Genomic DNA, 20,039 nt, shown 5'->3' with positions numbered 1-20,039 from the left:
AGGCAACGGTACGCAGCACCACATCCGCCCTGTCCGGTTTTCGAATTGACCGGAGCATTCCGGTCCGCGGGGGTAGGAGATACCGTCGTGACACCGCGCCGGGTGAAAGCTTGTCGACTCGTAGTTGGCTGATCCTCTCTGCCCCCGAAGCAACTGAACGAGAACAGCCACCTCGGCCGACAAACCCCAGCTCAGAAAGTGTCGCCCCCGCACGCGCGGGGATGGTCCGCGCTGTACGCCGCCGCTGACCTGGGTCAGCGATAGGCCCGGGAGGATGGCAGCGTGACGCGCACGACTCAAGATCGTTGACAGGGAATGGACAACACTAAGCGCGTACTTACCGCCCTCGCCCTTGCCGGATCACTCTTCGGCCTTGCGGTACCCGCGCACGCTGATGACCACGGGGATTCCACCGCAACGGGGCACAGCGCCACCAGTGAAGACGTCAGCATTGAGACCATCGGGGTGGAAGAGGACGAACAGCCCGCGCCCGAGATCCCCGCGTTGGGAACCATCGCCAAGGCAGATTCAGCGCTTGAAGACACGGAGGACTTTTCCGACTTCGTGCCCGACGTCAAGACCAATAGCTGATTTCGCGTCCGTAGCCCCGAAGCCCTCCCAGGCCGGACCGCACAGCGCGCCCGGGGAGCCGGTCTGCCAGTGTCACCGCGTCACCAGTCGTCGGGTGCGCTACCCACGCGATCGACGTATGGCACGCGGAGAAGCACTGACATGAGGTGACGGTTGCGTGCGCTGTCCTGCCCCAGGATCGTGACCGGTCCCGTCGCTGGCTCACCGCGCACGGCTGCCGACGCAAACGACGAAGCCTCCGCCGGCCTTGAGGGTCGAGGGGGGCTTCGCTTGGGTGGTGCTAGTTGCTGGGGCCGGGGGGACGAAGGCGCCGGCGGCGCCGCCCAGGAAGCCGGTGTGGCCGGCGAAGGCATTGACGGGGAGCCTCGGCTCCATCGGCTACATCGGCTTGAAGAGGCTCTCGAACGGCTTCATGGGCTTGAACCACTGGAAGCCGGTGCCGGTGTCGACGGGGGCGGCGGTGGCGGTGGCGGCGCCCGAGAGGAGGACGCCTGCGGTGAGCGCGACGGTGGCGAGCGTGGTGGCGAGCTTGTTCATGCCGGGTTCAACGACGGCGCCACCGGGCGGGCACGGGCACCGTGGGCGCCTGAGCGTTGGACCTCACCGCCGCGTCTCTGCCCACTGCACCAGCCGCTCCTTCTGCTTCGCGCCGAGCCCGCCCAGCCGCCGGGGCCGGGCTTCGGGGGTGATGGTGAGCGGTGACGAGTTCGTCGGCCTCGTCCGGCTCCAGCCCGGCGGCCGCGACCACCTCACGGCCCTGTACCAGGCACTCGGCTTGCCCGAAGGCCCGCAGGCACGCCGACTGGACGCAGGTCGCATCGGGACACCGCAGACCGCGCGCGGCTCGCGCACCGACACCCTCCGTCAGGCCGGGAACCGCAGCATCGCGGCTGGCCTGCACGAGGTCTCCTACGCGCCCCACACCCGCCCCCTCGACCTACTCAGGCTGCCCTGACCAGCAACAACCTGTGGCCACGACAACTATGAATCAGCCCTGCATCTTCCTCAGGGCCGCTCAATGTCGAGAGTGGATGTGGCACGGTTGTGAGCGGTAACGAGGAAGAATCCGCCATTGTTGTCGATCTTCGTCGAGCCTCTCTTGCCGTCCACGTTCCAGCGCAAGGTGCCTTTCCACTCGCAGGCGTGATTTTCTGCCCGCACTTCGAGCAGGAAATGCTCCAGTTCACTCTCCGTCACGGTGTAGGGGAAGCTGCCAGTCTCGGGCTCGTCCGATTCGACTCCCGACTTGCCAAGAGGCTCCACTGTGGGCCCCCCAGGGGCGTCCAGAGCGATATCGAACATGCGAGACGGTAGCCCTCCCCCAATGGGCGATCGCACGTACACCCCGGCCAAGCTCTCTCTGCATCTCGCCTCAATGTCCAGCCCTTCGATGACGACTCTCTTCGCCGAACCTCCTTGCAAGAACAACGACATCGACTGAGCGGTGGGCACGGCATTTTCCTGGCGCTCCCAGCTCCTCACCTCACTTTCCTTTGTCGGGTAAGGTGCGACCTCGGCGGAGGATTTGCCCTCAACCACCCATCCGGCGACACCGGAGATCGTGGGCTCCGCAACTGCGAGGCGCAGACCGTGCTCGTTGTCGGAATCGAATGGGTTGATCCTGTCCCCGATTTCGTCAAAGGCGGGCGTCAGCAATGCGATCAACAGAGCAGTTAAGATGCCTAGGGCCATTGTTGCCGCCCCGGCTTTCATACCTTTGGAGCGCGTTTTACACCAGCGGCGGATACTTCCGCCGCGAGGGTGATTTTGGGGGCCAGCACGGTTTCGCTGCCTCATGCTGGACCGCTCGATGCGCAAGCGCGAGCACGCCGACTGCCTACAGTCTTCGATCTCATAGTGCGCTCTTTCAATAAATGGCGTCCATGCGCGGTGCTCGCGCCATCAAAGGAAAACAGGACTGATACCCCGGCGTGATGTGAGAATCGTTCCTGCGGTGCGCTTGTCCACTCAGTCAGACCAGTGAGCGGATGTGCACGGGCGGGGAAGACGCCCATCTCCTATCGGCACTGCGTGGCGCTGTGGCTGGCGCCCTCCGTCCGGGTGCTACCCTGCACCCGCCTCAGCGCGTCACCCGCAGGCCGCACCCGCAAGAGCGGTGGAATAACCGCCGCGGGGAGCTGCACCTGAAGGACGGCTCCCAGCCCCGTGGCGCTGCCGGCTGCCGGCTGCCGGCTGCGGGCAGGTCCGGCAGCCGGCACACGTCGCCGGTCGGCTCCGGTCGGCAGCATCCAGTCCCACCGACCGGCCTGACCGTGGGGCGGAGGCGGCATACTCCGCCCCACGGCCAGGTTGCCGCTCGTCTCAGGTCACAGGGTGGGGTCGTAGGTGACGCGGGCGTTGGGGCAGGACGCCGCGTACTGCAGGAGTGCTTCGCGTTCGGCGGTGTCGACGGCGAGGCCCCAGCAGTGCGTGGTGCCGACCCACTCTCCGAGGTAGCGGCAGTGGACCGCGGCCATGGGCATCCAGGTGGCGGGGTCCTGGTCGCACTTCTGCCGGTTCGAGCGGGCGGAGACGCCGACGAGGGTGACGTCGGAGCCGAGATCGTTGGCGTAGCGGCGGCGTTCGGTGGTCCAGCCGTAGCCGCCAGCGGGCGGGGAGCGTCATTCGAATCGTGCGGTATCCCTGTCTGGTGCCGGTGGTTGAGGGGTTCGGGCCGGCCTGTCTGTTGGTGCGGTTGTGGCCCGGCAGGAGCGCGAGTGCCCCGGTGTCGATGGGCGTCAGGAGCGGGTGCCGGCCTCGCTCCGCTTCATGTAGCCGTCCGGAGGACACCCCGCGTCCGGGTCCTCTGTAGGACACATGCTGGGGTCCTCTGTATCTCCGAAGTCCCTGTAGAGGTAGACCCAAACCGTGCACGTCGGATCCTCGGTGAATGACAGCCGAAGGTCATGGCCACGTGTGGCGGTCTCGTCGGGGGAGATGAGACCGTCGGCTTTGGGGCTGCCGTAGAAGGCCCAGCGGCCATTGGACAGCTTCTCGGGGTGGGCGCAGTCATCCATCGCCTTGACCTTGTCGAATCCCGTTCCAGTGAAGGTGTGTTCCTTCGAGAAGGTCAGGGACGTCCCTGCTGGGCTGGTCCACGTCCCTACCAGCTGCTCCTGCGGAATCTCCGCCGCGTGGATGGCTGCGCCGTATCCGCAAGACGTTGCGAGAACTACCCCAGTTACCGCGAGAGCCGTCGCCTGCCATCTACGCATGTCCGCAGACCTCTCCCCAGAGATTGGATGTCCGGCCTGCGGCCGCACCTCAATATTTGAACATGCTCAAAAATGGCGGCTTCCCTCGGGGTCGCCGCAAGCGGCACCTCCCAGACCGGCCCTATGACGCGGCTTCGACCGGTGGTCAGGATGGCGGGGCGGTCACACGGGCTTCGAGGTAGGCGGTCCAGTCGGTGGAGGCGCGTCGTCGCCAGTGGGCGGCGGTGACGGGGTGGAGGCCGAGCATCGGGCCGAGGACCGCGGGGGGAAGATCCTGGGCGAGGGTGACGAGGGTGGTGGCCCGGGCGGGCCGGCTGGGGATCTGATGGGCTGCCAGGCGGCGGCCGAGCACAGTGGCGGAGAGGTGCTGTCCGGGGCGGCCTCCGGGAAACAGCCAGCCCCGGGAGGTGTTCGCCGCCCAGTTGGTGGGCGGCGGCCGGTTCGCGAGGTCGGTCAACAGGGCGCCCAAGGGGGCGGGCAGGGGGATGGGGGTGCGGTCGAGGGTCAGGAAGGTGTCCTCGCCGACGGTGGTCACGGCCTGTGTGGTCAGAGCGGTGACCCGGGTCAGGTGCTGGCCGAACAGGAGGAGGATCGCCCCGGCGCCGCGGACTTCGAGCGGCAGGTCGGTGTCGGTGAGGCACTGGTGGAGGAGTTCCCAGTGGGAGTCCTCGTCCAGCGCGACCGGGTCCTTCTTCGGCCAGTGCAAAACATCAAGGATGCGGGCGTGCCCGCGACGGGTGGCCCAGACGACGAAGTCGCGGACGGTGAAGCGCGTGCCGGGGCTCCCCGCGAGCCAGCCGTCGACCTCGTGCTGGGTCACTTCCTGCAAGAGCAGCCCGCGCGCGGTCATCGCGCTCAGGAACTCGGCGGCGCGGTTGATGCGGGCGTAGGCGCCGCGGGCCCGCGGCAGCAGCGACCAGCGCACGTAGGAGCGGAGCAGGAGGGCGTGTTCGGGGTGGCGGGCGGCAACCCGTTGGAGGTGGCGCTCGATCCGCGCGGACAGCTCGTCGCGCTCGGGCAGCACCTGGTAGGCGGTGAGGAGGCCGCGCAGGTACTCCACGGTCCGGGCGGCGGCCCGGCCTTCGGCCGCGGTGGGGTCGAGATCGGCGTGGGTGACAGGCCGGCCCGTGGCCACCAGGTCGGCGAGCAGGCGGGCGGAGCGGGAGTTGCGCAGCCAGGTCAGGACGGTGCCGGGCTCCGGCTGTCGGCCAGGGCCGCGCGCATGTGCGTGTACGGGCCGTCGTCGGGGGCGGTGGGGAACAGCGTGGTGAGCCGGTCGTGCACCGCGCATCGGTCGCATACGCCCTTGACCTGGTAGGAGCGGGGCTCGGTGCAGCGTGGGCAGGCATGCGGATCCGGGTGCCCGGCGCAGGGTCCGCAGGCCCGGCGTCCTTCCGCGCGGGCGATCAGCACGCGGCGCCGGTCGCACCCCGGGCACGGGGCGGGATGGCGGCGGGCGTCGCGGTAACACGGCTTGCAGACCGGGCCGAGCGGCCACCGGGCACACACCGGTGCCCGGTCCCCGCACAAGGCGCACGACTCCAGCGGACGGGGACGGCAGTTCGCGCACGGATCGATGAAGGAGCGGTTCCCGCAGTCCGAGCAGGCCCGTCCGGTTGAGAGCTGGTCGCGGCGGCAGGGTCCGCAGGTCTTGTGGCTTGGGCGTGGTCGGGTCTCCCCGCAGGCGGTGCAGGGGCCGACGTCGGACTGCGCGGCCAGGATGCCCTCGCAGCCGAGGCAGACCCTGCGCCGGGCACGGCCCGGCGCAGCGGCCGGACGCGGCCGCACCGCAGGCAGGCCGGTGTGCGGACCCCGGCGACGCCCATGGCGGTGAGGGTGGTGATGAGGGCCTGGACCGACCTGGGGGCGAGGGAGGACCCGCTGACCAGAGCGTCGGGGTGCGCTGTGAGGTGAGCTGCGCAGGAGATCGAGCAGTGGCGGGCCGAGGGGCTGCCGGTTCGATGATGGCGAGCACCTGGTCCGTTCCGGTCAGCGTGAGCAGACGACCCAGTTTTTCCGCGCGGCCGCCGGGGCGTTCTTGAGCCATATCCCCACCGGAAGCGACCTGGTAGGCGGCGTCCAGCGGCGCCCGGAGGTGCCCGTGCTCGGTGGCCCACACGTCGCGCGGCGGCCAGGCCCTCCGCCCAGGCGACTTTAAAGCGGAGTTGGGCAAGAGCTTCTGGCCGACGTAGTGGCCGGTTCTCTCCGCGGTGTCGCGGGTGGTGAGGCGACGGAAGACGGAGCACGATGGCGGATCCAAAACTAGGGATTTACAGCCAAAATTTGATGATTCAGCCTATTTAAAGACATTTGATCATTCTTCGGAGTGCGCAGTGCGTCGCACTTCCCTACGTTGAGGACTGTCAGGCGGAGAATCTCTCCGCCTGCAAACCGAAGGACGTACCCCATGCGCTCCATGCGCGCCACGGCCACTGCCCGGACCTTCCTGATCGCCGCGATCGCCGTAGTCGGCCTCACCGTGACTCCCGCCCTCGCCTCCGCCCAGCCGGGTACGGGGAGCGCCCGGACTCACAACGCCACCGGGGCCCCCGGCAGTAACGGCGCCAACGGCGTCGGGACCCTCGGTGGTATCGGCGGCCTCGGCGGCACCGGTGGCGCCGCGGGTGCCAACGGCAGCGGAGGCAACGGAGGCAACGGTGGCGACGCCATCGGCAGCGCGAGCGTCGGCGGGGCCGGGGGCACGGGCGGCGCCGGCGGCGCCAACGGCGCCGGCGGTAGGGGCGGCGTCGGCGGTGACGCCGCGCTCGGTGGCAAGGGCGGCAAGGGCGGAGTGGGCGGCGCCGGCAATGCCGGTGCTGGTATCGCCGGTGGCAAGGGCGGCAACGGCGGCGCCTCCAAGGTCGGGGGCGGCTACACAGGCGGCACGGGCGGCGCCGGCGGCGCGGCCAGTCCGGTGTGCCCGGGCAAGCCCGGTGGCAACGGCACCGCTGCCACGATGTTCGCGAACGGCACCACCGGCACAACCGGCGCTGCCGGCAAGACCACTCTCCCCTGTTGAACTCCTCCGGTGAGCGGATCGCCGCGGCAGGACAGGAAGCACCGCTCTACGACAGCGGCCCCGTGACCAATAATCGCTGACGGGCAGCCAGTGGAGCGCGGGACCCGGACAAGCGCCCGGCTGAGATTTCTCAGCCGGGCGCTTGTCCGGTCGTGGCCGACGCAAACGCCACTCGCTCCCGCTGATCCCAAGAGCCCCGAGCGGTTTCCACCCATGCTCTGACCTCGACGTCAGAGAGGCACGTCGCTCCGCGGACGTTGAAACGCAGCGATCAAACCACTGACATCAGAAGCAGGCACTTAAAGAAGCCGGTGCTCTGCGTTCTGGCCCGCTCGGTCCGGTGGCCGCGCCACCAAGGAGACGGCATGCGCCGAGCGGAAAGGCAGACGTTGACCCGAGCCGATAGGCCCGGTGGCGTGCCGTGCCTCCAGCCCTCGCCCGCCCGGGTCATCGGTGTGGAGCGGGTGGTCCTGTCGTTGCTGGTGGTGAGGCGTCGGTGAGGTCGGCGCCGTTGGTGGCGTCGCGCTCGGAGTTGTGGACGCCGTGCCAGTCCAGGCACATGACGGTTGCGTCGTCGTGGAGGTGACCGTCTCCGGCGTCGACGATCGCTTTGATGAGGGTGCGGGCGGCTTCGCGGGGGTGCAGTGCGCGGGTGCGGATGGTGAGGTCTGACAGGTCGAGGCCCTCGGCGCCACGCTCCAGCATTCCGTCGGTCAGCATGATCAGCCGGTCGCCTGGCCGCAGGTCCAGCGTCTGCACCCTGTAGGTGTTGGCCTGTGATGCACGGACGTTGAGACCGAACGGCCGGTCGACTTTCGGAACGATCTCCTCGACCTTCCCGTCGCGCATCCGCAGCGGCCAGGGGTGCCCGGCGTTGACGAACTCCGTCCGGCCGTCGAGCAGGCTGATACGCAGCAGCTGGCCGCTGACAAAGCCGCTGCGCCCGTGGTCGCGCATGGCCTGGTCGGCGTGGCGGGCCTGCTCGGCGAGGTCGGCACCTTCCCGCCGGGCCCGTCGCAGGGCGCTCACCACGAGGGTGGCGAGCAGTGCGGCGTCGACGTCGTGGCCCATGGCGTCGGTCACGGAGAGCTGGACGGTGTCCCGGTCGATGACGTAGTCGAAGGTGTCGCCCCCGATGTGTTCGGCGGGTTCCAGGGCCCCGGCGACCGCGAACTGCGCCGCCTCGCACGCCAGCGACGCCGGGAGCAGTCGGTGCTGGATCTCCGCGGCCAGGTTCAGGGGCTTGGTGCGCCGGCTCCACTGGTACACGTCGCTGTGGGACCGGTTCGCGATGACGATGTACGCCAGCGCGTGCGCGGTCTCACCGATCTCCCGCATCACCTCCGCTTCAGGTACCGCGGGCACGAACAGTTCCAGGAGCCCGATGGCATCCCCGCGGTTGGTCACCGGGGCGACCACGCGCACGTGCCGGCTCTCGCCCACGTGCTCGACCTGCGGCTGCTGGCTGCGGATCACGTCCTCGTACAGGGTGCCGCGCAGCGGGATCCGCTGGGCCGGCTCATCGGTCTCGACGCTGTCCGCGGCCCCCATCCGTACGACCGAACTGCCTGTGAAGTCAGTGATCAGGAACGACACCGACGCCGCTCCGAGATGCTCCCCGAGCATCCGCGCGACCACGTCGAGCGACTCCACGGGCGCCGCGGCCTCCGCAGCTTCCAACACTCCCGCCAAAGTCAACGCCCTACCAGGGCGGCTTCTGCCCGCGCCAGGCCGAGACGCCCCCACGCCATCCGGCTCTCCTGAGCTCACAGCGACCCCTTACTGCTCGATGTCGCCCGGGACTTTCGTTCCGGATACGCGAAGATCCGCGCCGAAGCGGCAGGCTCCATTGCACCATGAGGCTCTCGGGGTCCGGCCGCCAGGCTGGCCCGCCCCTCTCGGACCACGTGCGGCCAGGAACTACATCGGTCGTGCGAACCCTGTGTCGCGGGGCACCCGTCATGGTCCGGTTCGTCGACCCGGGCAGCGGTGATCGACGCACAATCGTAGTCAGTGCGCCTCGTAGAGCCGTTCGCACACCTGGGTGGTCCCCGGCCGTACCTTGCTGGCCGATCTGGCCGTGGTCGCGGACACCACCGCCCTGCTCTGCGTTTGGGGCGCAGGGGCAACGGCAAACGCCGTATCCGGTTAACCCCTACCAGGCCTGCACGAGTGCGCGATGCGGCTCACCGTGCCCCAGTGCCCGTAATGCCCGTAACGTTGGGCAGCGGCGCATCGGAGAACCTACGTACAAGAGCGGTGGACCTTGGGTACGAGTGGAAGGCAGCGCGGTGAGCAATTCGCCGACACCTACGCTGAAGCCGGACGGTGCCGGCTGCACCCCACCGGCCAGCTCCGGAGCACCGCCTCCCGCACACCGCATGCCGCCACGACGCATGCGCGTAACCTGCCCGGCCGCCATGACATCGGCACCGCGCTGCGGCGGACCCCGGCATCGGTATGGAACGACAACCTGACGGACTGCGCCGCCGCGCTCACCTATTACGCGGTGCTCGCGCTTTTCCCCACCCTCCTGGTCACGGTCTCGCTGATCGGGATCGCCGGCCCCTCGGCCACGGAGAACCTCATCAGCAATGTGATCGCTGTTGTCCCGGCCGAGTCCCGCCCGGTAATGCACAGCACGCTCAGGAGCATGGCCGACCAGCGCACAGCTGCCTGGGTTCTGGCGGTCTTCGGCACGATCGGCGCCCTGTGGTCTTCCTCCAGCTACCTGGGAGTCTTCCGCCGAACCCTGCACGCCATGCACGGCGTCGAGGACCTCCGCCCCGCATGGAGGACCGCACCACGACTGGTGATCACCGCTCTGGTATTGCTGGCGCTCCTGGTCACCAGCGCCCTGGTGCTCATCCTGACCGCCGAAGCGGCCCCCGCCCTCGGCCGGCTCGTGGGCATGGACAGCATCATGGTCGGCACCGCATGGAACGTAGTGAAGTGGCCACTCCTGCTGGGCCTGGTCGCCGTCCTGGTGCTGGTGTTGTTCCGCTCGGGCCCGGCTCAGACGCGCGGCGTGCGGCAAAGACTTCTGGGGGACGCTCTGGCCATGGCCCTGTGGCTCGCCGCCTCCGCCGGCTTCGCTCTCTATGCCTCTCAGGTGGGCTCCTACAATCGGCTGTACGGCTCCCTCGCCGGGATCGTCGTCTTCCTGGTGTGGGTCTGGCTGTCCAACCTCGCCCTGCTCATCGGTGCCCAGTTCAACGCCGAACTAGCCAAGATCCACCGCTGACAAGAACCCGCACCTCTCTCACGCCCCAGGGAAACCCGATGGCTGGGCGGTCGGTCAAGGGGCATCAAGGGGGTCCGACTGGAGAATGCCGACCGTGTTGCTCGCTTCGGGCTATGGGGTAGCCAGGTCCGCTACGGCAGCTGTTGCGGTCGTTGCTGTTGTCGAGTGTCACACGGCCGTACTCTCGGTCGGGCCGCCTACTCGATCTTGAGCGAGGTTCGGATGTCCCGCTTATCGGGCTGGAGCCGGAGGCGTAGTTGTTCTGGGCTGTCGGCCGAAGGTATGAGGGGGAAGCCTCTCCGGTCAGGTTCAGGGTTCTTGGCTCTACGGGGCGACCGCCTCCAGCTGCTCCGCCAGGGTCACCGCGCGTTCCGGGTCCTTCCCTGGGCCGGGGTTCGCCGACCAGTTCGGTCTCGATGCCGTGGGACCGCGACCTCCAGCGTCACACGGGGCCCAGTTGTGGCTCGTTGAAGGCGGCAGCGACCTTGCGCCATCCTGACCCGTGCACGAGCCGGTCGTGATCCCGTCTCCACTGGCTGGGCCGCCGGCTGCGGTCGCCACCAGCAAAGACCAGAACTACCCGGGCGTCGCGCCCGCGAACCCGGCCATGACACAATCAAACTGATCCGTAGGTGGTCAATGTCCGCCACGGTCTCTGAGGTATCCGACGACGCACTGTTGCGCCGCATGCTCGCCGACCGTCTCCTGGGCGGGCCGACCTGTACGGACACGCTGGCGGGCAGGTACGGTCCCTGCGTGAACCCCTGCGAAGCGCGCCGCTCCACAGCTCGGGTATCGGAACGTCCAAGCAAACTACCCCTGGCTGGGAGCTCGTAATGGCGCGGATAGTCCTGCGTAACAAGAACGCGAAGAATCCTGGGGAGCGGGTTCCCGGAGAACCTCCCCTGTCTCCGCTCGGCCGGGTGCTGGCCATGATGCTGGCCTTCGCGGGGACGGTCGCATTTGCGGTGGTTCTGGCCCGGCTGACTCTGGAATCCTCGGCAGCATCCGTGCCGTTGACGCACACTAACCTGCGCCCCGGTGACTCCATCCGTGCCTATCTCGTGCAGCCCACGGCCGCTGACACGGTCAAGCAGCTCGGCGGCAATATCGTGATGGGGATACCGTTCGGTGTGCTGCTGCCGGTACTGGTACCCCGAACGCGAGGACTGGTCCGCGTAGCGGCGGCCACCGCTCTCGTGATGATCCTCGTCGAACTCGTCCAAGGCGCCCTCATTACCGGGCGCGCCTTCGACGTCGATGATGTTCTGCTCAACACCACGGGTGCCCTCATTGGTTATCTGCTGATTGGCCTCCGGCTGGGTCGCGCAGTGCATCCCCGACGCCACCACTGGTGGCACCGGTTCACCAAACGCCAGGTGACCGCCGAAGACCCGGCATAGGTACGCCGCGCCGCGCCCCCTGTTCCGCCGCCCTCGCCGGGCCCACCTTGGAGTTAGGGGCGTTGAGGAGCGAGCTGGGCGAGGATCCGGCGATGGAGGCGGTTGGCCGGGCGGATGCGGTACGACTGACCGAGCAACTGCGGGCGGTCGATTGGTGAAGCACGGCGGGGCGCAATGGTCCTGGCACAGCGGGTACGGGACGCGCGCCGGGCGCGGGTGTGGATACCGCTTGGTATAGCGGCGGGTGGGGTGAGTACGCGCAAACCGAACCCGGGATCAGCAGGGCGCAGGCGTACCAGCTGATCGACATCGCGGAGTCGGCCGAAGGGCTGAGCCGGACGATCGGCGCGGCCGGTGTCCTGACCCCGGGGAAACCTCACGCGCAGACTCGACCTGGGTACTCATCACCCCACGGCGCGACGGGCAGGTATCGGTTCACTCGCCGTTGGCATGGGGGAGAGGGGTAGCGCCGCCCCCGTGTCCGGTCGTGCGGGCCGGGGGTCGACGGGGTGCTTGTGCCCCGAGCACGCCGAAGAGACGGTCTGGGACCTTCTCGATGCCGCCGCGGCGGACCCGTAGGGCTTCCGTCAGTGGGACCCCGACGACCCCGAAGGCGAAGACGTCCGGATCGCGTCCGCCGGCTGCCTGTCCGTCATCTACTTCGCCAACCGGGCGCTGCGGCACCTGTCCGTCCTGGACATCGTCTGGCTCGGCTAGATCCTGGCCGCCGCGGCGGTACCGCGGCGACGATGCTCAGTGCGTGACAGCAGGGACGGCCGTCACGGGCACATCACACCTTCTACGCGTACAAGGGCGGCACGGGCCGCATCATGGCGCTGGCCAACACCGCCTGGATCCCGGCGGCCAACGGCAAGCGGGTCCTGGCGATGGACTGGGACCTGGAGCCCTTGGCGTGCTGCTCCTCCTGAACCTGCTGCCGACACGGTCACCGTGAGCCGCTCGGTCCCACCCTGTATTTCCGCGGTTCCGGCCCGATCTTGCGACCGTGGTGGGCGCAGAAGAGCAGTTCACCCCGGCTCAGCAGGACGACGCGCAGATATGCCTGGGCGCCGCAACGATTGCATCGGTCAGCGGGGTCGCGGGTGTCAGAAGAGTAGTCACGTCGCCTCTTCTCTAGCTCGACGAGCTGTCGTACCAGGCTCACAACCGACCTTTACGACCAGGTAGTCAGCCCGTCGTACCGTCAGGCCTCGGGTGATCGACAAGAACTCCGAGGTAGGCGGTCCAGTCGGTGGCGGCTCGCTGTCGCCATTGGGCTGCGGTGACGGGGTGGAGGCCGGGCATCGGTCCGAGGACCGCTGGGGGGAGGTCCTGGGCGAGGGCGACCAGGGCGGTGGCGCGGGCCGGCCGGGGACACCCGCGAACTCGACCTGGTGGTGACGGCCGGCGGACGGCACCGTACGGACGAAGGGGCTCACCCTCGCCGACAAGCCGGGACCGCAGACGATCCAGACGGGGTACAGCGACGTGGTGTCGGTGCGGCTGGTGATCCGTGAGGCGGCGGGGCTCACCCCGGGCCGTCATGTGGCGCTGGTGGAGGTCGAGTTCTTCAGGAGGAACTGAGACTGCCCTCACGGCCGGTCGAGTCTGCCCTCGGGTACCTGGCGTCCGCGGGGTCGCCCGGCGTATCCAGGACAAGGACGTACGCGAGACGTACGCAGGACACAGGCATCACGTACGGCTCCGATTCTCCGACGAAGGAAGCGCCAGTGCAGAACCACGCGAAGGTCAGGTCGAACGCCACCGAGGACGCCCGGTCGACGGTCCGCAGGCCGGTCACCGCACCACCCGCACAGGCCTCCGGGCTCCTCGGGCTGCAGGCGACGGTGGGGAACGCGGTGGTCGTCCAGCGTCTGAAGCAGCAGCCGCACCGGCACGGTGCGGGGTGCGGCCACGAGGCGGAGGAGGCGCCGGTCCAGCGCTCGGCCGTCCACGACGTGGTGCGGGCCGGCGGCAGGCCGCTGGACGGCAGCACGCGCGCGGACATGGAGAGCCGGCTGGGCGCCGACTTCTCCGACGTCCGCATCCACGACGACAGCGCGGCGAAGGCATCGGCGGCCGAGGTGGGCGCTCGGGCGTACACCAGTGGGAACCACGTGGTGATCGGGGAGGGCGGCGCCGACAAGCTCACGCTCGCCCACGAACTCACCCACGTGATCCAGCAGCGCCAGGGCCCCGTGGCGGGTACGGACAACGGAGCGGGCCTGCGGGTCTCCGACCCCTCCGACCGCTTCGAGCGGGAGGCGGAGAGCAACGCGCGCCGCGCCATGAGCGGGGCGGCGCCGAGGACCGAGCAGCACGCACAGGAGGCGGGCCGGGCCGACCAGGGGGCGGCCCAGGAGTCGGTCCAGCGCTGGGCGGCCCAGGCCGGCCCGAACCAGCAGCACATGACGGTCTCGGCGAACGGCGTCTTCGCCGTCCCGAGCGACGACGCCACGTCGATCTGGATCCGCGTCAGCGCGCCCGCGGGGTCCTACTCCCCGGCCCTGCGCCCGACAAGCACGGCGCAGCAGGCCCTCTTCGGCGGCACGGAGCTGTACCAGGAGCACGAGCTGGCGCGGAACATCCTGGACGACTGCCTCCACACGGCGGAGGAGATCATGCACAACGCCGTCGGAGAGCTGGCCGACGGCGCGAACAGCAACGTCCGTACGAGCGCCGGTCTCAAGGCCTTCGGCATGTCGGACGAGCAGAACCGCGACCGCGCAGGCGACTTCCAGGGGGCGACGGACCGCGACGCCAGCCCGGTGGTGGGACAGTCCTACCTGATGCTCGCCATGAACCCCGGGGAGCAGATCATGTCGCAGTACCACGCCGCAGCGGTGGTGGGCATGGACGGCCAGGACACGGTGACGATGGAGGCCTTCGCCGGAAGCGGCCAGACGTCCGCGAACCCGATGACGTACACGATCGGCACGGTGGCCTCCTTCCACGACTACTGGACGGGCGCGTACTACACCCCGAACTACCCGGGGGTCACCATGAAGACAGTGGTCCTCGTCAAGCGCGGCAAGGGCCGCCGGGTGACGGCGGGCTCAGAACAGCCGGCCAACCCGAACGTCGCCTAGGTCAGGAGACCGCCCGAACCCGCCCGTGAAGCCCGCGCAACCACGCCCGCCGAACCTCGGGCAACCGCGCCAGGCTGTGAAGGAAGACATCCGTCGCGGGCGTGGCCGGTCGGCCAAGGGCCTGCTCGGGCGCCATGAACGCGGGGGAACCGATCCGGAAACCCGTGCCGGTCAGCGCGATGGCGTCGGCCGCACGGGCGATGCCGAAGTCGATCACGCGGGGTCCGTCGGCCGAGACCAGTACGTTGGCGGGCTTGAGGTCCCGGTGCACCACGCCGACGCCGTGGATCGCCTGCAGTGCCTCCGCGATCCCACCCATCAGGAGCAGTACGGTGCGCACCGGCAGCACGCCGTGGTCCCGGACCACCTGCTGTAGCGACGGGCCCGGTACGTACGCGGTGGCCAGCCAGGGCACCTCGGCGTCCGCACCGGAGTCGATCACCTGGGCGGAGTACAGCCCGTGGATCCGCCGGGCGGTGGCCACCTCCTGCGCGAACCGCCGTCGGAACTCCGGGTCCTGTGCGAACTCCGGCCGGACCGTCTTCAGGGCCACCGGCCGGCCGCCGGGTGTGTACGACAGGTAGACCCGCCCCATACCGCCGGCCCCGAGCCGGGCGTGCAGTCGGTAGCCGCCCACTTCGCCCGGGTCGTCGGGCTGCAACGGCTGGAAGACCGTTGACGCGAGCGAGGAATCCGGCGGCAGGTCCATGGGCATGCGGAAGATCTCCAGTGGTACGTACGGGCTGTGAGGGGGCTGGTTCAGCAGGTCTTCCCGTCCGGGACTGGTTGGAGGTGGAGGAGGTAGGCGTCTACGGCGTCGGTCACGCAGGTGCTGCCCCGGCCGTAGGCGGTGTGGCCCGGCCCCCGGAAGGTGAGAAGCATGCCGCCGGGCAGCTGACCGGCGAGGTTCTTCGACCACTCGTAGGGCGTGGCCGGGTCGCCGGTGGTGCCGACGACCAGGACCGGGGGGAGGCCCTCGGCCTGGACGCGGTGCGGCTTCTGCGCTCCGGCGGGCCAGTCCTTGCAGACGAGCGCGGCAAGGACGTTGGAGGTACCGAGAGCCCCGGCCTCCCGGTAGGCCCGGTCGAGCAGGTCCCAGTAGGGCTGCGCGTCCCTGGGGTGCGGATGGTCGAGGCAGTTGATGGCCACGATGGCGTCGGAGGAGTTGCCGGGGGCCTGGTGGTCGGCGGCGCCCGGATCGGATCCGGAGACGGAGCTGTCGTCCTGAGTCGAAATGCCGGGGTCCGCGATCTCCGCGAGCTTGGTTCCGTCGCCAGCCTTGTGTGCCGCGCCGAGCGCCTCGGACAGGGGCAGCCACTGGGACTCAGGCGAGTACATCGACATGCTGACGGCGGTGTTCAGCATGGCCTGGTCGAGTCGCTCGTCGGTGCCCTTGATCCGCAGCGGGCGCTTGGAAACCCGCGCGTACAGGTCGGTGATCACCTTGCGGATGCCGTCCGGGGTGGCGGCGGGGCAGGTACTCCCCACCACGGAGGCGCATTGCTCGGCGTAGTCGTCCACCGATCTTTGGAAGCCCTTGGCTTGCTGGAGGGCGGCTTGCGACCAGTCGAGTGCGGGGTCCGCCGCGGCGTCGAGGACGAGTGCCCGGACCCGGCGCGGGAACAGCTCGCCGTAGACGGTGCCGAGGTAGGTGCCGTAGGACCAGCCGAGGTAGGTGAGCTTGTCGTCGCCGAGGGCGGCGCGCAGTACGTCCATGTCGCGGGCGGCGTCCAGGGTGCCGACATGCGGCAGGATCGCGCCGCTGCGAGCCTTGCAGGCGGCGGTCTGGTGTTCGGCGTTGGTGAGTTCGGCGCGGCGTTCGGCGTCGGTCTTCGGGTACAGGCTCGTCGACGTGTCGCCGGCGCCGGATATGGGCTGGTCCTCGGCGGCCGGGTCCGAGGACCCGCAGTCGATGGCCGGCTTGCTCCCGGCCACGCCGCGCGGGTCGAAGCTGACGATGTCGAAGCGGTCGCGGGTCCGTTCGCCGAAGGACGCCTGGGCGCCGGATTTCAGCTGGTCGACCCCGGATTCGCCGGGGCCGCCGGGGTTGAAGACCAGGGAGCCGATGCGCCGGGTGGGGTCCGCCGTGACGGCCTTGGCCAACGGTAGGGTGAAGGTCCGGCCGTCCTTGGGGTGTGCGTAGTCCATGGGCACGGTGAGCGTGGCGCACTGCAGCTCACCGCACCGGGTCCAGGTCAGCTTCTGCTGGTAGAAGCCCTGCAGATCGCTCTGCGCGGCGGGGTCGACGGATACGGCGCCGGGCGGGCTTGCGTCATCACTGGCCGGGTTGCAGCCTGCGAGTGCCGTCGCGCCGAGTGCGGCCAGGGCCAGGACCAGGCTGCCGCGCTTGAGGGTCGGGTGCTTCATGGGAGTACTCCGTCGGGACTGGTCGGCGGCGCCGGTTCGCGGCGCGCGGGGGCCGGGGCACGGGGCGTTCAAGCCGGTGCCGTAGAGCAGGGAGGCCGCCGTCTACGGCCTGCCCCCCGGACGTGGAGCCGGGTGGGGTGGGGGGCCACGCCCGGGGGTGTCTCAAGTCGCCGCGTGTTCGATTCCGCTGCGACCCGGATGGATGGTCCCTGAGGGAACCTGAGGATTTGATGAGGACGGGGCGAGGCAGGGCCACCGGGCGGGCCGGACTATCCTGACCCCGTGCGAGTACTGGTGGTCGAAGACGACGACGATCTGCGGTTCGCGGTGTCCGCAGCGCTGCGCTCCGAGGGGCTGGCCGTCGACGAGGTAGCCGATCTGCCGGCCGCCGACGAGGCACTGTTCGTCACCGATTACGACTGTGCGGTGTTCGACCGGACGCTGCCCTCCGGGGACGCCATCGGCTACGTGGACAAGATGAGGCGCGCCGGGCGGACCGTCTCGGTGCTGTTCCTCACGGCTCGTGACACGGTCGCCGACCGGGTCGCTGGGTTCGCCGTCGGCGGCGATGACTACCTGGTCAAGCCGTTCGCCGTGCCCGAGCTGTTGGCCCGGGTGCACAACCTGTGCCGACGGGCGGGGGCGGCCCGGCCGCCGGTGCAGCGGATCGCTGACCTGGAGATCGACACCGCCCGCCGCCAGGTGCACCGCGGCGGAGTGCTGCTGGTCCTGACCCGCAAGGAATTCGCCGTACTGGAACTGCTCGCGGCCCGCGCTGACCAGGCCGTACCCCGCGCCGAGCTGATCGAGAAGTGCTGGGACGAGATGGCCGAGCCGAACTCCAACGTCGTCGAGGTGCTGGTTTCCCAACTGCGCCGCAAGCTCGGCGACCCACCGCTGATCCACACGGTCCGCGGCCTCGGCTACCGCCTGGCACCCCCCGCGACCGACCGAGCATGACGGCGGCCGAGGCCCGCGCCCGCCGGCTGCGCCGACGGCTTACCGCCCTGTTCACCCTGACCAGCGCGGTCGGGCTGATCGCCCTCGCGGCGTTCGCCATCCACAGCAACGACAACTCCTGGCGCAACCAGCTCGACGACGCCCTCAACCTCCAGACCAGCCGGGCGATCCCGCTCCTGAGCACCGACGAGAAGGGCAAACTCGACGTCCAGGCCCTGAAGGAAGGCATCGAGACCGAGTGCCCCCTGCTCACCGTGGTGGCCACAACGGCGAACAAGCCCACCATCGTCTACCAGCCGCGCCAGGCCTGCGTAGGGCCCCGGAACGAGGACCTGGAGGAGGCGGCCGCCGCAGCCGTGAAGGAGGGTGAGGCGGTCGTCGTCGACGCCCGCAGCGAGGGCGGCCACGAGATCCGGCTGCTCGCCGAGCCCTACACGGCAGCCGACGGCGAAAAACCGGAGGGCGCGCTCGTCGCCGCCGCGGACATGTCCGCAGACCAGGCCGCACACCGCCGGCTGACGCTGCTCCTGACAGGCGGCTGCGCAGCCCTGGTGACGCTGTCCGCCGCAGCCGGACACCTGCTCTCCGGACGCGCGATCCGACCCGCGCTGACGGCACTGCGCCAGCAGGAGGAATTTCTCGCCGACGCGGCCCACGACCTGCGCACCCCGGCCGCCTCATTGCGCATCCTTGCCGAAACCGCGCTGCGCGACGACACCAACCGGGCCGCCGCACTGGAACGGACCGTGCGCCTGGCGAGCCGGATGGGCGACCTCATCGACGGCCTGCTCACCCGCGCCCGGATGGCAGCCGGCGTCAGCGCCCCGGACCGCCAACCCATGCGCCTGGACCAGCTCGTCGAAGCCGTCGTCGAGGACACCGACACCGACGGGCACCGCGTCACCGCACACACCGAACCCGTCGTCGTGGTCGCGGACCCCGACCTTCTGCGGCGGGCAGTGGCCAACCTGCTCGGCAACGCCCTCGTCCACGGCCACGCCCCCGGCCGGCCCGCGGAGGTCGAGCTCACCGTGACCGCCGACGGCACGCTGACCGTCGACGACGCCGGGCCGGGCGTACCCCGGGAACTGGCCGACTCCCTCTTCCAACGCTTCCGCAGCGGGTCCGCCTCCGGCTCCAGCGGCCTCGGCCTCTCCATCGCCTCCTGGATCGCCCACGCCCACGACGGCACCCTCGACGCCACCACCAGCCCACGCGGCGGCGCCCGCTTCACCCTGCACCTCAAGCCCCAGGCGAAGTAGGAGGGAGCACTCGCCAGCCGCGTTCGCCACGCCCGCGATCGGCGCGACGGGGTTCTCGGGCCAGACGTGCTCGGCTGCGGTGAGGATCACGCTGGCTGCCCGCGGCGTCGGCTCGTGTCGAGCGGAGCAGGGGGTATCCGGCGCCGCCGTCCTCCTCACCGCCGCCTTGTTCCTGCCCAGACGGTCACAGGCGGACGACGACCAAAACCCAAACGGCCAACGGCGAGAAGAGTGAACCTTCCCAACGGAGTTGCACAGGCACGGGCCAAAGAAGAACCAATCCTCGTTTCGGGCGGTGAAGTCCAGCGACTCGTTACTGTCCGTACGCAAGGTGACTGCGGTTCGGACCATTGATTACAGTGAGCCGCATGGATATGCAGAGGATCGTCGCGGTGCTGATCGAGGAAGCCGAGCAGCAGATCCAAGACGGGGTGTGGGAACTGGCGCCGAACGACCGCGCGCTCGCTCGTGAGGTCGAGGCCGGCCTGCGCGACGCTGTCGGCCCGCCGGACTCCCAGGAGAAGTTGCCGCAGATCGACCGGCTCGAACACCTGCGGGAAACGCTCGCCGTCCTGGCAATCTCCCTCGCTCGCACTCATGGCCGCCTGGCCTGGTTCCTCTCCGGTGCCATCCACGCCCTCGAACCGGTCCTGCGCTGGCGCGCCCTGCCTGCGGGCCACGGCGGCACCTTCGGCACTGTCCTCCCGACTCCTGACGAATACACGGAGGCGGAGGAGGCCGTCCGCCGACTCCAGGACGCCCTTACGCGGATCACTACCGCGTAGTTGTGCGCCGGCCCGGCATCCCCTGCCAGGGGAAGGAGCCGGTGACGCTGCGCCCTCAGGCCCCACATGGTGATCTGGGTACGCTTTCGCGAGTCGGCCCTTGC

General features: G+C 69.6%; 17 protein-coding genes and 2 pseudogenes. 9 read left to right on the top strand and 10 right to left on the bottom strand.

Going from position 1 to position 20,039, the window contains the following annotated elements:
- The first annotated feature begins 315 nt into the window (after nt 1–315).
- Nucleotides 316–591 (top strand): hypothetical protein, encoded by a 276-nt coding sequence (locus ACWFQ8_RS06930; protein ID WP_453785142.1) that lies wholly within the window; start codon nt 316–318, stop codon nt 589–591.
- A 201-nt stretch (nt 592–792) separates the two neighbouring features.
- On the opposite strand, the gene ACWFQ8_RS06925 is transcribed toward ACWFQ8_RS06930, so the two are convergent.
- Both ACWFQ8_RS06925 and ACWFQ8_RS06920 read right to left on the bottom strand, forming a co-directional pair.
- Nucleotides 793–966, bottom strand: coding sequence for a hypothetical protein (locus tag ACWFQ8_RS06925; protein ID WP_453785141.1), 174 nt, complete (start codon nt 964–966; stop codon nt 793–795).
- A 3-nt stretch (nt 967–969) separates the two neighbouring features.
- Complete coding sequence (locus ACWFQ8_RS06920; protein ID WP_453785140.1) at nt 970–1,128, bottom strand: hypothetical protein; 159 nt, start codon at nt 1,126–1,128, stop codon at nt 970–972.
- A 148-nt stretch (nt 1,129–1,276) separates the two neighbouring features.
- Here ACWFQ8_RS06920 and ACWFQ8_RS06915 point away from each other — a divergent pair, with 148 nt between their 5' ends.
- The gene (locus ACWFQ8_RS06915; protein ID WP_453785139.1) at nt 1,277–1,546 is read left to right on the top strand and encodes a hypothetical protein; all 270 of its coding nucleotides are present in this window, start codon (nt 1,277–1,279) and stop codon (nt 1,544–1,546) included.
- Between the two features lie 50 nt (nt 1,547–1,596).
- Here ACWFQ8_RS06915 and ACWFQ8_RS06910 read toward each other — a convergent pair whose 3' ends face one another.
- From ACWFQ8_RS06910 to ACWFQ8_RS06895, 4 genes are all read right to left on the bottom strand, one after another.
- Nucleotides 1,597–2,256: a hypothetical protein gene (locus ACWFQ8_RS06910; protein WP_453785138.1), complete on the bottom strand. Its 660-nt coding sequence runs from the start codon at nt 2,254–2,256 to the stop codon at nt 1,597–1,599.
- Nucleotides 2,257–2,918: 662 nt separating this feature from the next.
- Entirely contained in the window at nt 2,919–3,074 is a 156-nt protein-coding gene (locus ACWFQ8_RS06905; protein ID WP_453785137.1) for a hypothetical protein, read from the bottom strand.
- Between the two features lie 255 nt (nt 3,075–3,329).
- Entirely contained in the window at nt 3,330–3,806 is a 477-nt protein-coding gene (locus tag ACWFQ8_RS06900; RefSeq protein ID WP_453785136.1) for a hypothetical protein, read from the bottom strand.
- A 145-nt stretch (nt 3,807–3,951) separates the two neighbouring features.
- Nucleotides 3,952–5,097, bottom strand: a complete 1,146-nt coding sequence (locus tag ACWFQ8_RS06895) for a hypothetical protein (RefSeq protein ID WP_453785135.1) — start codon at nt 5,095–5,097, stop codon at nt 3,952–3,954.
- A gap of 1,116 nt (nt 5,098–6,213) precedes the next feature.
- Between ACWFQ8_RS06895 and ACWFQ8_RS06890 the strand changes: the two genes are divergently transcribed.
- The gene (locus ACWFQ8_RS06890; RefSeq protein WP_453785134.1) at nt 6,214–6,825 is read left to right on the top strand and encodes a hypothetical protein; all 612 of its coding nucleotides are present in this window, start codon (nt 6,214–6,216) and stop codon (nt 6,823–6,825) included.
- A gap of 447 nt (nt 6,826–7,272) precedes the next feature.
- Here the strand turns inward: ACWFQ8_RS06890 and ACWFQ8_RS06885 are convergent, their stop codons facing one another.
- Nucleotides 7,273–8,523: a PP2C family protein-serine/threonine phosphatase gene (locus ACWFQ8_RS06885; protein WP_453785133.1), complete on the bottom strand. Its 1,251-nt coding sequence runs from the start codon at nt 8,521–8,523 to the stop codon at nt 7,273–7,275.
- Nucleotides 8,524–9,091: 568 nt separating this feature from the next.
- On the opposite strand from ACWFQ8_RS06885, the gene ACWFQ8_RS06880 reads away from it, so the two are divergent.
- On the top strand, nt 9,092–10,069 hold the full coding sequence (locus tag ACWFQ8_RS06880) for a YihY/virulence factor BrkB family protein (RefSeq protein ID WP_453785132.1): 978 nt from the start codon (nt 9,092–9,094) through the stop codon (nt 10,067–10,069).
- 836 nt (nt 10,070–10,905) lie between these two features.
- Nucleotides 10,906–11,472 carry a VanZ family protein gene (locus ACWFQ8_RS06875; RefSeq protein WP_453785131.1) on the top strand — a complete coding sequence of 189 codons (567 nt, stop codon included), beginning with the start codon at nt 10,906–10,908 and terminating at the stop codon, nt 11,470–11,472.
- A 932-nt stretch (nt 11,473–12,404) separates the two neighbouring features.
- On the opposite strand, the pseudogene ACWFQ8_RS06870 reads toward ACWFQ8_RS06875, so the two are convergent.
- Nucleotides 12,405–12,594: pseudogene (locus tag ACWFQ8_RS06870) on the bottom strand (DUF7455 domain-containing protein); the annotation flags it as partial.
- Between the two features lie 608 nt (nt 12,595–13,202).
- Between ACWFQ8_RS06870 and ACWFQ8_RS06865 the strand changes: the two are divergent.
- The gene (locus ACWFQ8_RS06865) at nt 13,203–14,561 is read left to right on the top strand and encodes an eCIS core domain-containing protein (protein ID WP_453785130.1); all 1,359 of its coding nucleotides are present in this window, start codon (nt 13,203–13,205) and stop codon (nt 14,559–14,561) included.
- 82 nt (nt 14,562–14,643) lie between these two features.
- Here ACWFQ8_RS06865 and ACWFQ8_RS06860 read toward each other — a convergent pair.
- Both ACWFQ8_RS06860 and ACWFQ8_RS06855 read right to left on the bottom strand, forming a co-directional pair.
- A pseudogene (locus tag ACWFQ8_RS06860) lies at nt 14,644–15,270 on the bottom strand (serine/threonine-protein kinase); the annotation flags it as partial.
- A 50-nt stretch (nt 15,271–15,320) separates the two neighbouring features.
- Nucleotides 15,321–16,928 carry an alpha/beta hydrolase gene (locus ACWFQ8_RS06855; protein ID WP_453785129.1) on the bottom strand — a complete coding sequence of 536 codons (1,608 nt, stop codon included), beginning with the start codon at nt 16,926–16,928 and terminating at the stop codon, nt 15,321–15,323.
- A gap of 282 nt (nt 16,929–17,210) precedes the next feature.
- Here ACWFQ8_RS06855 and ACWFQ8_RS06850 point away from each other — a divergent pair, with 282 nt between their 5' ends.
- The 3 genes from ACWFQ8_RS06850 (at nt 17,211) to ACWFQ8_RS06840 (ending at nt 19,935) form a co-directional block, all read left to right on the top strand.
- A complete protein-coding gene (locus tag ACWFQ8_RS06850; RefSeq protein ID WP_453785128.1) occupies nt 17,211–17,888 on the top strand; it encodes a response regulator transcription factor in 678 nt (225 codons plus the stop codon).
- Complete coding sequence (locus ACWFQ8_RS06845; protein WP_453785127.1) at nt 17,885–19,150, top strand: sensor histidine kinase; 1,266 nt, start codon at nt 17,885–17,887, stop codon at nt 19,148–19,150. Before ACWFQ8_RS06850 ends, ACWFQ8_RS06845 begins: the two co-directional genes overlap by 4 nt.
- Before the next feature lie 368 nt (nt 19,151–19,518).
- Entirely contained in the window at nt 19,519–19,935 is a 417-nt protein-coding gene (locus tag ACWFQ8_RS06840) for a hypothetical protein (RefSeq protein WP_453785126.1), read from the top strand.
- Nucleotides 19,936–20,039 lie beyond the last annotated feature (104 nt).

Source organism: Streptomyces sp. NPDC055254 (assembly GCF_053606025.1).
This window is presented reverse-complemented; position numbering and strand designations above follow the sequence as displayed.

Excerpts from the sequence above, each read along its gene's own strand:
- ACWFQ8_RS06930 (WP_453785142.1), top strand. The coding sequence starts at position 316 with ATGGACAACACTAAGCGCGTACTTACCGCCCTCGCCCTTGCCGGATCA.
- ACWFQ8_RS06925 (WP_453785141.1), bottom strand. The coding sequence starts at position 966 with ATGGAGCCGAGGCTCCCCGTCAATGCCTTCGCCGGCCACACCGGCTTC.
- ACWFQ8_RS06920 (WP_453785140.1), bottom strand. The coding sequence starts at position 1,128 with ATGAACAAGCTCGCCACCACGCTCGCCACCGTCGCGCTCACCGCAGGC.
- ACWFQ8_RS06905 (WP_453785137.1), bottom strand. The coding sequence starts at position 3,074 with ATGCCCATGGCCGCGGTCCACTGCCGCTACCTCGGAGAGTGGGTCGGC.
- ACWFQ8_RS06900 (WP_453785136.1), bottom strand. The coding sequence starts at position 3,806 with ATGCGTAGATGGCAGGCGACGGCTCTCGCGGTAACTGGGGTAGTTCTC.
- ACWFQ8_RS06895 (WP_453785135.1), bottom strand. The coding sequence starts at position 5,097 with ATGCGCGGTGCACGACCGGCTCACCACGCTGTTCCCCACCGCCCCCGA.
- ACWFQ8_RS06890 (WP_453785134.1), top strand. The coding sequence starts at position 6,214 with ATGCGCTCCATGCGCGCCACGGCCACTGCCCGGACCTTCCTGATCGCC.
- ACWFQ8_RS06875 (WP_453785131.1), top strand. The coding sequence starts at position 10,906 with ATGGCGCGGATAGTCCTGCGTAACAAGAACGCGAAGAATCCTGGGGAG.
- ACWFQ8_RS06855 (WP_453785129.1), bottom strand. The coding sequence starts at position 16,928 with ATGAAGCACCCGACCCTCAAGCGCGGCAGCCTGGTCCTGGCCCTGGCC.
- ACWFQ8_RS06845 (WP_453785127.1), top strand. The coding sequence starts at position 17,885 with ATGACGGCGGCCGAGGCCCGCGCCCGCCGGCTGCGCCGACGGCTTACC.
- ACWFQ8_RS06840 (WP_453785126.1), top strand. The coding sequence starts at position 19,519 with ATGGATATGCAGAGGATCGTCGCGGTGCTGATCGAGGAAGCCGAGCAG.